This window comes from Clostridium sp. AM34-11AC (assembly GCF_003435375.1).
GTDB classification, from domain to species: domain Bacteria; phylum Bacillota; class Clostridia; order Lachnospirales; family Lachnospiraceae; genus Pilosibacter; species Pilosibacter fragilis.
In genome coordinates, this window is sequence record NZ_QWGL01000012.1 from 56472 (window position 1) to 69537 (window position 13066).

Consider the following 13066-nt stretch of genomic DNA (forward strand, 5'->3'; position numbering starts at 1 on the left):
TTGACAAACTGCAACTGCTCAGCAAGCCTGCATACTTGCTGCAATGATTTACATTTTGATACCTTTCAGTCCGTACTGCGTCGGTACGAACCAGAAATCCCTGACAAAAAATTTCTTTTTACGCCAGCTCTTCCATCTCATCCAGCAGATCTTTAAACACCTTCATAGCCTCATTCACAACTTCCGGCTCTTCCATGTCAAGACCTACAAGCTTCAGTAATTCCACCGGTGTCCTGGAACAACCGCCTTTTAAGAAGCGGAAATAGCCTTCCTTCGTCTCCGGGTCGCCTGCCAGGATCCGTCTCGCGATGGCCATCGCCGCCGAAAATCCGGTGGCATACTGGTACACATAAAACTGCATGTAAAAGTGCGGGATCCGCTCCCACTCGTGGTCGATGTCGGAGTCGATCACGGTCTCTTTCCCATAATACTCCGAATTCAGCTCATGGTAAAGACCACAGAGCAAATCTTTTGTGAGCGGGGTTCCATTCCAGGAAAGCTTATAAGTCTCCCACTCAAACTCCGCGAACAGGGCCTGACGGAAAAGTGTCGTACGGAACCGTTCCGCAAGCTGGTTCACCAGATAAAACTTCTCTTTTCTGTCCTTTGCCTCGTTGATCATGTAGTTTAAGAGCAGAATCTCATTGCAGGTGGAGGCCACCTCAGCCACAAAGATCCTGTATCCGGCGTAGGTGTAGCTCTGGTTCGCGTTGGAATACCAGGAGTGGATGGAATGCCCCATCTCATGCGCCAGTGTGAGGACAGAATTCAATGTCCCATCAAAGCTCATCAGCACATACGGGTGAACGCCGTAAGCGCTGTTGGAGTACGCGCCGCTTCTTTTTCCCTCGTTCTCATAGACGTCGATCCAGCGGTTCTCAAATCCTGTTCTCAAGAGATTCAGATACTCCTCTCCTAACGGCTTCAGCGCCTTTAAGATCAGCTCCTGCGCCTCCTTGTAGGTGTAGGTCTTCTCATAATCCTCCGTCAGCGGCACATAGAGATCATACATGTGAAGCTCAGAGACATTCATATAGCTCTTTCTGAATTTCATGTACCGGTGCATCAGCGGCAGAGCGTTATGGACGGACTCGATCAGGTTGTCGTAAACCTTTTCCGGGATCTCATTCCCCGCCAGGTACATGGCTCTTGCGGACGGATATTTTCTCGTTCTCGCATAGAAATTTCCCTGCTTGACATTTCCCTCATAATTCGCAGCCACGGTGTTCGCAAACTGGCGGTAAGAAGCATACAGGGAGTGGAACGCCGCCTCGCGGACATCTCTGTCCCTGCTCTCGATAAGTTTTCCGTATCTCGCATGGGTCACATCCACCAGCTCCCCGTTTTCATCCTTCACCGGCTCAAATTTCAGATCCGCGTTGTTGAACAGGGCAAACACCGATGATGGAGTTCCCGAGATCTCGGAGGCGGCAGCTAAGATCGCCTCCTCCTTCTCCGATAACCTGTGAGCCTTTTTCGCCAGCAGCCGTTCCAGCTGTTTCTTATAGTGGGCAAGCTCCGGAGATGCAAGAAATTCTGCCATCTTCTCATCCGGGATACTTAAAATCTCCGGATCCGCGAAGGAAGATGCCGCCATCGCCTTCACAGCCAGGGACTGGACTCTCGACACCAGCGCCTGGTTCTCGCTGACGGAGGTATCCTGGTCCCGCCTCTGCATCGCATACGCATAAAGGAGAGAAAGTGTCTCGTCCACAGACTCATCATATGTCAGATAGTTCTTCAGGTATTCCGCGGAGTTTCCAAGTTTTTCCCGGTATGCCTCATACTCCTGGATCCGCTCCTCCACACCGTCCATGAGTTCCTCGAACTTTTCCGGTGATTCGATCATGTCCTCCAGTTTCCAGGTATCCTGTTCTTCGATCTCTGAACGTTTCTTTACACTCTCAGCCATGGCTTTCTCTCCTTCTTAAATCAGATCTTTTTCATGATCTAATTTTTGCACAATCCCGCGCAAAAATCCATCCCATTTTTAATTTTTTCTCAAATTATTGCGTGTCCCCCCACTCCGTTCATCACGAAGCAAAGGTCATGAATGTTCACCAGTGACAGAATTCAATGTTGGTATATTTCGTTTATAAAAGAATGTGCCCTGATACATTGATTTGCCCCGCACAGCCACGTACAGCAGCTTACACATTTGCGCAGGTTCATGCATTCAGGACACATTTCTCCATTTATTGGTCGGACCAATGCAGCTATAAAAATACGTCTAACGATCAGATCAATCCCGACATGATCGGCACGCTCACAACCGTCATAAGTCCTGCTACCGCGATAGACAGGCTGCTCATGGCACCTTCCACTTCACCAAGCTCCAGGGCCTTTGCTGTTCCAATAGCATGGGCGGATGTTCCCAGTGCCAGGCCTTTCGCGATCGGCTCCTTGATTCCGATGAGCTTGAACCAGCCGTCCGCAACGATATTTCCAAGAATTCCTGTGATGATGATGCTCACGATGGTCATGGTCACGATCCCACCTGCTTCCTCAGATACGCCCATTCCGATCGCTGTGGTGATGGACTTCGGAAGCAGGGATACATAGTGCACATGTTCCAGCTTAAAGACCATGGACATCACATAGACGCTGACAACGCTTCCGATGACACCCGCGGTGATCGCCGTCGCAACAGCCGTCAAGTTTCTCTTCAACAGTTCCAGCTGCTTGTAAAGCGGGATCGCAAGGCATACCGTCGCCGGGGTCAGAAAATAGCTGATATAGGACGCTCCCTCATTATAATCCGTGTAGGTGATCCCCGTGGCCTTTAAAAACGCGATTACGAGAATGATCGCCACAAGCAGCGGATTTAACACCGGCCAGCCGAATTTCTTCTTTAATTCCATACCGATCAGGTATGCGAAAAGACTGACAAATACTCCAAAATATAACGGCATCTCTATTTCTCCCCTTTCTTCTGTCTCTTGATGATCCACTCTGCCGTTACTCCGGTGATGGACATGACGATGAATGTGGTCACGAAGGTAATGATGAGCATCGGGATCATGACAGCCTTCAGCTCTTCGATCTTATCAATAATTCCCACAGCCGCCGGGATAAACATCACCGGCATCAGATCCAGAAGCAGGTTTCCCGTAACTTCCACGTCAGAGAGCTTAATGATTCCGCTGCACAGACCGCCAAGAAGAATGAACAGACCATATACTCCGGCAGGTACCGGAAGCGGAATGAACTTATTTAAGAGTTCTCCGACCATTGTGATCCCGAAGATGATCACAATTTCCTTCACGTACTTCATAATGTTTCCTCCTCATTTTGTTGTCTCACGCAAAGACTAGCAACCATTTTAGCACCGCTTATGCGGAACGGCAATAGAAAAAAGCACGGAATTTTTCTTGAATTGGTCGATTTTTCTGTATATACTTATGTTCATGATATTGGAGACAAAAAGCTTTTACTCTCTCCGATACAGGATCACTCCGCACTGCGTGCTCTGGCAATCCGCAAAGCATTCCACTGCCCGGAATCAGTATGGTATTCCAGTAAATGACTTTCGGAAATTTTCCGGCTTTTTTCAGGAGGATTTTTTTATGAAATTACACAGGGTCCATTCCCTTGATTCTTCCCAGATCAGACAGCTCCAAACCATGGTAAATAAATGCACCGATTCTGACAGAACCAGACTTTCGTTCCCGTTTGATGAGGCTGATCTCTTTCTCTATTTTGAACACGACGGTTCCATCGTCTCCGCCATCGCTTTTATCCCTATAGAGGGCCTGCTCTATGAATGCTCTGCCTTCACGGATCCGAAGTTTCGCGGTCATGGACTCTTTTCTGGGCTTCTGGATGCGGGAATCGATGAACTTCCGGAAGATTCGGAGTTGATTTTTTATGCGGATAAGAGAAATTCTGCCGCTGCTGCCGTTCTGGAGGCGATCGGAGCAGAAATGAATTCCGAAGAACATATGATGAAGCTGCTGCCAGAAAACTTTTCCATCACTGACTGCCGCTCCAGCCAGACAGGATCCGATGTCAGTGCCCTTGATTTAATTGCTGATATTCACTCGGAATGTCTGAATCTTGACGGCGCTCTGACTCTCCGCTTTCACTCTGACCACGCCGTTATCAACTTCTCCGTCTTCCCTTCCCACTACTACCTCTATGGCTTTGAAGTGGAAGAATCCTGCCGCGGTAAGGGATATGGGACAAAGTTTTTAAGTACAGTACTTGCACAGTTGCTGAACGGTAACGCAGCCGCCATCGAGCATTCACCACTTTCGCCGGAAACTTCGTACCATATTTCAGACGTGAGAAGCGCAGGTGCCGCTGCTGACAATACTGCCCCACGCCCGGTCCTTCTCCAAGTATCCGGCGGCAACGCCCCGGCTCTCACCCTGTACAAAAAAACAGGGTTCCGTATCACCGAAACCCTGTGCTGCTATCTCTATTAAGTTATACCTTATCGGGACTGCTGTGGACTTTACGCTTCCGAAGTCCCCGAACCGCTCCTTACATCGGATCCTTATCGAACTGGAGCAGATTTTCCTTACTCTCCCGGTCCTCGATCTTCCGGCGGAGCGACAGCATCTTTAGATCTGTCTGCGCGATCACCTCAGCGCATTCCTTCAGCTCTTCACTGATCTCACTTGCATCTTCCACATCTTTCTTATACTTCATCTGGTGGTCCAGACTAGCCCAGAAATCCATCGCGATGGTCCGGATCTGGACCTCCACGCGCATATTTTCTTTCCGGTCGGAAAAGAATACCGGAACTTCGATGATCATATGGTAACTGCGGTATCCGTTGACCTTCGGGCATCGGATATAATCCTTTACCATAAGGACATTGATATCATCCTGGCGTGCTAACATCTCAGCCACCGTATAGATATCGTCCACGAAGGAACAGATCACGCGGATCCCCGCCACATCGTAAAGGTTCTCCCGTACCGATTTTACGGAGATCGGGAAACCGCGGCGGTGAAGCTTCTCAATAATACTCTCCGGCTTCTTCACTCTGGATTTGATCATCTGGATCGGGTTTCTCTGATTCCGGATCGCCAGATCATCGTTCAATACCTCTAATTTCGTCTTCACTTCCCGGATCGCACATGTGTAACGCATATTCAATTCCCGGAACTGACGTGCCTCATTTAAAAAACTCTCCGGGATCTCGATCGTTCCCGGCGCGTTGACAGCAGACTGATACAGTTCGCCGTTTGGGTTCATACTGATGTTCATTGGTAGCTTCCTGCACTTTCCTGATTTTATTTATACCGGCAGATCTTTTCCAGATATCTGCCGCCATGCCGCGAAAAGCTGCTTTGCTTCCGCCCTGCAAGATTTTCATAATTACGCGCAAAAATCCATTCCAAATCGGCTGCGCCGATAGGATTTTTGCCTTCCAGCCTAATTTTTCTTACGGTCAGCGCAGTAAATGCGCAGACCTACTGAACAGTTACAATTATTCTATATTATACAGGAAATTCTCACATATGACAATGGGAAAATATAGGGCGTTTTATACAATACGTCCAAAAACATTGGCTGAAATGCTTCCTCTTTCCTTTACTTTCCTCCTGTTCCATGCTATGATAGCAATAGAATAATTTCAGTTATATCCGAAAAAATTTTTCGTGAATTCAGGAGGAAATGTAAATGAAAACACTTGGCTACTACAACGGCAAATTCGGGCCTCTGGAAGAGATGACCGTTCCGATGAACGACCGCGCATGTTACTTCGGAGACGGAGTATACGAGGCAACGCTGGCAAGAAATGGAAAGATCTTCGCCCTGAAAGATCATCTGGACCGTTTTTTCAACAGCGCAGGTCTGATCAAGATCGATATTCCCTATACTAAAGACGAGCTGGCAGCAATTCTCTATGATATGCTGGCAAAGATGGACGATAAGGATATCTTCATCTACTGGCAGATGACCCGGGGAACCGGTATCCGTCAGCACCAGTTCCCGGAAAAAGGAACAAAGCCGAATCTCTGGATCTTCATGAAACCTGGAAAACCGGCCGACTCCGGCAAACGCTTAAAGCTCACTGATATGGAGGATACGCGTTTCCTGCACTGCAATATCAAGACTCTGAACCTTCTTGTCAACGTCATGGCTGCAGAGAAAGCGGAGTCCCTCGGATGCGGCGAATGTGTCTTCCACCGCGGCGATATCGTCACTGAGTGCGCCCACAGCAACGTCTCCATCATCAAGGACGGCGTATTTAAGACCCACCCGACAGACCACTATATTTTACCGGGAATCACAAGAATGCACATCATCCAGATCTGCAAGGATAACGGAATCATCGTCGACGAGACACCATTTACCATGGCAGAACTCATGGATGCCGACGAGATCATTGTCTCCAGCTCCACAAAATTCTGCTCCCCGGCCTGCGAGATGAATGGCACTCCGATCGGAGGAAAGGCACCGGAGTTAGTGGATCTGATCCAGAAGAAGTATACGGAAAAATTTGAAAATGAGACCATGTAAATGATCAGGGGCTGCCGCTCAGCGATATTCACATATCACTGAGACGGCAGCCCCATTTTTATCCGTAACTGTTCAGTACCCTCACAGTTACATACAAAAATCCATTCCAGATCGGCTGCGCCGATGGGATTTTTACCTTCCAGCCCAAGTTTTCTTACGGTCAGCGCAGCAAGTGCGCAGACCTACTGAACAGTTACCCTTATCCATCTTTTCTCTGGAACACGCCTCCAATTCCAAGCTCCATCCGGTACTTGGCAACGGTTCTTCTCGATATCGGCATTCCTGCATCCTGTAAGAGACCCGCGAGCTGTTCATCGCTCCAGGGCTTTTTCTTATCCTCCGCCGCAACCAGTTCTTTCAGCTTTGTCTTTACTGTATTTCTGCTCACATCGCCGTTTCCGTCCGATGAGACGATTCCAGTCGTAAATAAGCTGCGGAACAGGACACATCCCGACGGCACTCTCAGATATTTGTCACGGATCGCGCGGCTGACCGTGGATTTGTGGATCTCCAGTACATCGCCGATATCCTCCAGTGTCATCGGTTTCAGCTGACCTTTTCCGAGGAAATAATCTTCTTGTCGTTTCAGGATTTCCCGTGTGATTCCCAAAATTGTTGTTCTGCGCTGCTCCACCGCGTTCATAATAAAGCGGGCTCTGCGCAGTTTATTCTCAAAATATGATTTTAATTCCTCATCCTGGGCGGTCTCCATCATATGAATGTAGAAATCGCTGACCTGGAGATTTCCAGTCCATTTATCATTCAGTTCGATGTTCCACTGCCCATCCTGAAACTCCAGGATCACATCCGGGAGAATATATTGGGCTTTCTCACCGCCGATCCCATTTAATGGGCGCGGATTTAAGTTCTTGATCACATGGATCAGTTTTCTCACCTCTGCTGAAGAGATTTTCAAGCCCCGCGAGATCGTGCTGATCTTTCCTTCCGCGATGTCTTGGAGATGGTTCCTTATTATGTCGGACAGGAGTTCTTCCTCGTCCATCCCACGAACCTGCATCAGAAGACATTCTTCAAGTCCTGACGCAAAGAGTCCCTGCGGCTCCAGCTCCTTCAACATAGAGAGAACTTCCTCCACCTGTTCTTCCGCAACTCCAAGATCTTTCGCAATATCTTTAGGCGGAATCATCAGATATCCACTCTGTTCCAGGGACTGGATACAGAAGTCCACGATCTTTCGTTCCGTCTCCCCGATCTGCTCCCACTGGAGCTGCGTATTCACAAGGTCTTCCAATGATTTCTCGCTGTCCTCAATCTCGTACAGCTCATTTTCCCTTCTCTCATCCCGGTCTGTACCATTGTAAAACCGTTCCGTCTCTTTATAGGTAATCGGCGCTGCTTCTTCTTTTCCCGATGTATATTCCACCAGCGGATTTTCGATCTCCTCATTCTGCAGAAAATCCTTTAACTCCGTCATGGACATTGCCAGAATATTCAGAGACTCTACCTGAAGCTGCGAAAGCTGCTGCTTTGTCTGCAATGAAATTCCTGTCTTTATCTCCATGTCTCTTTACTCCACTCCGTTCTTCTCACAAAATTCTGCCAGACAGCATTTGTCACAGTACGGTTTCGTCCGCGCTGTACAGACAGCCCGGCCATGTTCTACAAGTCTGTGGCAGAAATCATTGCCCTCTTCCGGCGGGATGATCTTCCAGAGAGCCATCTCCACTTTTTTCGGCTCCTTGATCCCATCCACAAGACCGATCCGGTTCGTCAGGCGGATACAGTGGGTATCAGTGACGATCGCCGGTTTCCCGAATACATCCCCCATAATAAGGTTTGCACTCTTTCTTCCAACGCCCGGAAGCTTTAAGAGGGCATCGAAATCGTCCGGTACGTTTCCGTGATACTGCTCGTAAAGAATCTTCATGCAGGCGCTGATGTCCCGGGCCTTGCTTCTTCCAAGGCCGCAGGGGCGGACGATCTCCTCGATCTCGTCCACATCTGCTTCCGCCAATGCCTTCACATCCGGAAACTTTTTGTAGAGATCCTGGACTACCACATTGACTCTGGCGTCGGTACACTGAGCCGCAAGACGGACACTGACTAAAAGTTTCCACGCCTCGTTGTAATCCAGGGTGCAGTCGGCATCCGGGTATTCTTTTTTTAATGCCGCAATCACTTTTGCCGCAAGTTCCTTCTTTTCTTCAAGTGTTTTTTCCATATGTATGCTCCTGTATATTTCCTGCCTGTTTTCCCCGCATGTCCAAAATCAGCTGCCGTTTATGTTTTTCATAGACACCAGCCAAAATTTTCTTCGGCAGTTGTTCTAGAATTTGATGCTGTCCGCAATTTTCAGGCAGTCAGTTTTTCTGATTCAGCTGATCCAGCACGTCCTGGACCGTCATATATTCCACATGTTCCGGCATCTCAATCGTCACGCCGAACCGGTCATCCACTTCCGATATAAAGTATACGATCAGGAAGGAATCAAGCCCGAGATCACTGATCAGAAATGCGTCTTTTTCGATCGGTGTGTCGATGTACGCTTCCAGGATCTCTCCGAGAATTTTCAGTTCTTCCTGTTCTGTCAGATCATTTTTTTGAGGATCCATTTATCCACCTCCGTTTATGTGCTCCCAGGATCTGAAGATCCAGGAAGACGAAGTTACGTTCCTTTTAGTATAACGCTGAAATGTCTGGTTTACAATGATTTTCCTTTCAAAAAGATGCCGCATGCCAAATCGGCAAAATCCACTACCACTACTGTCCTGTACGGAATTTTCAGTTCAGAAAATTCCTACCCGTGTACAGTAATCTGCAATGCACACCAGTATGAAATTGCTTGCCGCCGCGAACATCTATGCCAGGCATATGGATGTGCCAAGACATATTTAGAACATGATTTTCCGAGATATAGAACTCGTTCCACTATAAGAAATCCCGGGTTCTGCTGTCCTGTCATAACTCCGATTTCTGTTAAAATTACTTCTCAAAATTTGAATATTTTGGAAAAAGGTATGGACGAAACATGATTTTTGTGAGAAAATGAAACGGGTATGATGTGATTTTTTTAACGAGCATTAAGAACCATATATTGAAAGGAGTCTCAACATGATTTATTCACATGAAGTAGAACAGATGTGCACGGTTGCGCAGGGCGTGAACCATGGCGCAGCTCCGATCCCGGAGGAAGCGAAATGGGTACAGTCTAAGGAAATCAAAGATATTTCCGGTCTGACACACGGTATTGGCTGGTGTGCTCCGCAGCAGGGTGCCTGTAAGCTGACCCTGAATGTAAAAGAGGGTATCATTCAGGAAGCACTTGTAGAAACCATCGGATGTTCCGGTATGACCCACTCCGCAGCTATGGCAGCAGAGATCCTTCCGGGCAGAACGATCCTCGAAGCATTAAACACAGACCTTGTCTGTGATGCGATCAATACAGCAATGAGAGAGCTCTTCCTCCAGATCGTTTACGGAAGAACTCAGAGCGCATTCTCCGAAGAAGGACTTCCGATCGGCGCAGGTCTTGAGGACCTCGGTAAAGGTCTCCGTTCCCAGGTTGGTACCATGTACGGTACTTTAAAGAAAGGACCGCGTTACCTTGAGATGGCTGAAGGCTATGTAACCGGTATCGCTCTTGACGCTGAGGACCAGATCATCGGTTACCAGTTCGTAAACCTTGGCAAGATGACTGACTTCATCAAAAAAGGCGACGATCCGACAACTGCTTACGAGAAGGCAAAAGGACAGTACGGCCGCGTAGCAGATGCAGTGAAGATCATTGATCCGCGTCAGGAGTAAAGTAAAATTTCACGCCTTGTGGGAAATTTTACGCTACGCAAACGGAGCAGCGCGGAGTTCGCGTTTCCCGTTTTCACAAAGAATAACTGACGTGACATTTCCGTGAGGTTTAATGGAAGAAGGAGAATAAAATGGCATTATTTGAATCCTATGAGAGAAGAATTGACAAGATCAATTCCGTATTAAACAGCTATGGCATCGCATCCATCGAAGAAGCTGAGAAGATCACAAAGGATGCTGGCCTTAACGTATATGATCAGGTAAAGAAGATCCAGCCGATCTGCTTTGAGAACGCATGCTGGGCTTACACAGTAGGCGCTGCGATCGCGATCAAGAAAGGCTGCCGCCGTGCCGCAGACGCTGCTGCTGCGATCGGTGAAGGTCTTCAGGCTTTCTGTATCCCGGGTTCCGTTGCTGACCAGCGAAAAGTAGGTCTTGGACATGGTAACCTCGGTAAGATGCTCCTTGAGGAAGAGACCGACTGCTTCTGCTTCCTCGCAGGACACGAATCCTTCGCTGCTGCTGAGGGCGCGATCGGTATCGCAGAGAAAGCAAACAAGGTTCGTAAAAAACCGCTCCGCGTTATCTTAAACGGTCTTGGAAAAGATGCGGCACAGATCATCTCCCGTATCAACGGCTTCACATATGTTGAGACAAAAATGAACTACTATACCGGCGAGGTTGAGGAAGTATTCCGCAAATGCTACTCCACAGATCCGGAGAGCCCGCGCGCAAAGGTAAACTGCTACGGTGCTAACGACGTAACAGAGGGTGTTGCGATCATGTGGAAAGAGGGCGTAGACGTTTCCATCACCGGTAACTCCACAAACCCGACACGTTTCCAGCATCCGGTTGCAGGTACATACAAGAAGGAATGCGTAGAGAAAGGCAAGAAGTACTTCTCCGTAGCATCCGGCGGCGGCACAGGCCGTACTCTTCACCCGGATAACATGGCAGCAGGTCCGGCTTCCTACGGTATGACAGATACCATGGGCCGTATGCACTCTGACGCACAGTTCGCAGGTTCCTCCTCCGTTCCGGCTCACGTTGAGATGATGGGTCTGATCGGTATGGGCAACAACCCGATGGTTGGTGCGACAGTTGCTGTTGCTGTTTCCGTACAGCAGGCTGCTGATGAAGGTAAGTTCTAAAAAATCCTTATTTTATGGGACTTTTAGCTTAAATATAATATTTAGGGAGAGCATCGCTGCTCTCCCTTTCTTCATACATATTTTCACTCAAAAATCTATATTCAGGCCACATTCCGCGGTTCTTTATCCGCTTCCGCTGCTTTTCCTTTCAGCTCCTTCAAAATCCCAAGTATGATCACCGCTCCCAGCACAAACGTCAGAGCATCCGCCACCGGCTGGCACCACTGCAGCCCCCGGATTCCAAACCGGACCGGAAGAACGAACAGGGCCGGGATCAGGAACAGTCCCTGACGGCCTGCAGCGACAAAGGACGCCCGGAATCCGTATCCGATGGTCTGGGTCAGCATGTTGGACATGATGATCCAGGCGGAAAGCGGCAGGGTAAGGCACTGGAACCGCATCGCCCAGGTTCCAATCTCGATCACGTCAAGATCCTCCTTCCGGAACACCCGCATGATCTGCGGCGCGCCGATAAAGCTTACAACCGCCAGTGTCATCAGAAATACCGCTGAAACCTTCACACAGAACCAGAAGGACTCCAGCACACGGTCATACCGCTTCGCTCCGAAGTTGAATCCGCACACCGGCTGGAAGCCCTGCCCGAATCCGATCATGGCGGAGCCGATAAACATCATGTAGCGGCTCACGATCGAAAGTGCCGCGATTGCCGCGTCCCCGAAGGGGTTTGCCGCAAGGTTTAATGCCGCAGTGGCAATACTTGCAACGCCCTGACGGCAGAGGGATGGGATTCCTCCGTGGAGGATCTCTCCGTAGAGTGAAAGGGAGAGTGTGATCTTTCCCGGCTTTAAATGGACACAATCTTTTCTTAATAAGCTCTGGAAAAACAGGATCCCGAAGCTGATGCACTGGCTTATCGCTGTTGCCAGCGCCGCGCCGGAAATTCCGAGGTCCAGACCGAAAATAAAGATCGGGTCTAAAATCATATTTAAGATTCCTCCGGTGGTGATCCCGATCATGGAGTAAACCGCCAGTCCCTGAAATCTTAAAAGGTTATTCATGGATAATGCTCCCGTCATCACCGGAGCCGCGATCAAAATGTATCTGGCATAATCCTTCGCATATGGCGCGATGGTATCGGTAGCTCCTAAAAGCCGCACCACCCGGTCAAGATTCGGCAGGCAGATCAGCGCAAACAGAAGTCCCACAAAAATTGCGGAGTAAAATCCCGTGGAGGCAATCCGCTCCGCTTTTTCCGTATCCCGGCTTCCGAGGACTCTCGATAGATAGTTTCCGCTTCCCATTCCGAGGGTAAATCCCAGGGCCTGGATCATGGCCATAAGGGAATAGCTGACACCCACAGCGGCCGATGCGCTGGTGCTGATCTGGCTCACAAAAAAGGTGTCCGCCATGTTGTAGATGGATGTCACCAGCATGCTGATGATCGTTGGTACCGCAAGGCTCGGGATCAGCCGTGAAATCGGTGTCTCTGTCATTTTTATGTAGCGCTGCTCCTGGGTCATGGGACTGCTCATATTTTTTCCTCCGTTTCCTCTATTTCCTATACCGAATTGCTCCGCACTACGTGCTCCCACGTATAAGCATAAAGAGCCGCCAGCGGAAGAATCCCCTTCCAACGGCAGCTCTCTATATAATTATGATTTACGCACCCGCAGCCGGACCACGTCAGCGGACCCGGTATACGGCCTGCTTTT

At 49.0% G+C, this 13066-nt stretch carries 12 protein-coding genes; 4 read left to right on the forward strand and 8 right to left on the reverse strand.

Going from position 1 to position 13066, the window contains the following annotated elements; genetic code table 11:
* Nucleotides 1–118: 118 nt before the first annotated feature.
* The 3 genes from pepF to DW826_RS09180 all read right to left on the reverse strand — a co-directional run bounded on the left by pepF (nt 119) and on the right by DW826_RS09180 (nt 3274).
* On the reverse strand, nt 119–1912 hold the full coding sequence (pepF, locus tag DW826_RS09170) for an oligoendopeptidase F (RefSeq protein WP_117552572.1): 1794 nt from the start codon (nt 1910–1912) through the stop codon (nt 119–121).
* Between the two features lie 325 nt (nt 1913–2237).
* Nucleotides 2238–2912: an LrgB family protein gene (locus DW826_RS09175; RefSeq protein ID WP_117552573.1), complete on the reverse strand. Its 675-nt coding sequence runs from the start codon at nt 2910–2912 to the stop codon at nt 2238–2240.
* 2 nt (nt 2913–2914) lie between these two features.
* Nucleotides 2915–3274 (reverse strand): CidA/LrgA family protein, encoded by a 360-nt coding sequence (locus DW826_RS09180; RefSeq protein ID WP_015553554.1) that lies wholly within the window; start codon nt 3272–3274, stop codon nt 2915–2917.
* 292 nt (nt 3275–3566) lie between these two features.
* On the opposite strand from DW826_RS09180, the gene DW826_RS09185 reads away from it, so the two are divergent.
* The gene (locus DW826_RS09185; protein ID WP_117552574.1) at nt 3567–4427 is read left to right on the forward strand and encodes a GNAT family N-acetyltransferase; all 861 of its coding nucleotides are present in this window, start codon (nt 3567–3569) and stop codon (nt 4425–4427) included.
* A gap of 58 nt (nt 4428–4485) precedes the next feature.
* Here the strand turns inward: DW826_RS09185 and DW826_RS09190 are convergent, their stop codons facing one another.
* Nucleotides 4486–5217, reverse strand: a complete 732-nt coding sequence (locus DW826_RS09190) for a GTP pyrophosphokinase family protein (protein ID WP_015553556.1) — start codon at nt 5215–5217, stop codon at nt 4486–4488.
* Nucleotides 5218–5634: 417 nt separating this feature from the next.
* Between DW826_RS09190 and DW826_RS09195 the strand changes: the two genes are divergently transcribed.
* The gene (locus DW826_RS09195) at nt 5635–6477 is read left to right on the forward strand and encodes a D-amino acid aminotransferase (RefSeq protein ID WP_117470720.1); all 843 of its coding nucleotides are present in this window, start codon (nt 5635–5637) and stop codon (nt 6475–6477) included.
* A 199-nt stretch (nt 6478–6676) separates the two neighbouring features.
* On the opposite strand, the gene rpoN is transcribed toward DW826_RS09195, so the two are convergent.
* The 3 genes from rpoN to DW826_RS09210 all read right to left on the reverse strand — a co-directional run bounded on the left by rpoN (nt 6677) and on the right by DW826_RS09210 (nt 9050).
* Entirely contained in the window at nt 6677–7999 is a 1323-nt protein-coding gene (gene rpoN, locus DW826_RS09200; RefSeq protein ID WP_117503532.1) for an RNA polymerase factor sigma-54, read from the reverse strand.
* 6 nt (nt 8000–8005) lie between these two features.
* Complete coding sequence (gene nth / locus DW826_RS09205) at nt 8006–8659, reverse strand: endonuclease III (RefSeq protein ID WP_117503531.1); 654 nt, start codon at nt 8657–8659, stop codon at nt 8006–8008.
* A gap of 139 nt (nt 8660–8798) precedes the next feature.
* Nucleotides 8799–9050 carry an acyl carrier protein gene (locus DW826_RS09210; protein ID WP_015553560.1) on the reverse strand — a complete coding sequence of 84 codons (252 nt, stop codon included), beginning with the start codon at nt 9048–9050 and terminating at the stop codon, nt 8799–8801.
* A gap of 499 nt (nt 9051–9549) precedes the next feature.
* Between DW826_RS09210 and DW826_RS09215 the strand changes: the two genes are divergently transcribed.
* Nucleotides 9550–10242, forward strand: coding sequence for a hypothetical protein (locus DW826_RS09215; protein WP_015553561.1), 693 nt, complete (start codon nt 9550–9552; stop codon nt 10240–10242).
* Nucleotides 10243–10373: 131 nt separating this feature from the next.
* The gene (locus DW826_RS09220; RefSeq protein ID WP_015553562.1) at nt 10374–11393 is read left to right on the forward strand and encodes a GGGtGRT protein; all 1020 of its coding nucleotides are present in this window, start codon (nt 10374–10376) and stop codon (nt 11391–11393) included.
* Between the two features lie 101 nt (nt 11394–11494).
* Here DW826_RS09220 and DW826_RS09225 read toward each other — a convergent pair whose 3' ends face one another.
* Nucleotides 11495–12886, reverse strand: a complete 1392-nt coding sequence (locus DW826_RS09225) for an MATE family efflux transporter (protein ID WP_117552575.1) — start codon at nt 12884–12886, stop codon at nt 11495–11497.
* Nucleotides 12887–13066 lie beyond the last annotated feature (180 nt).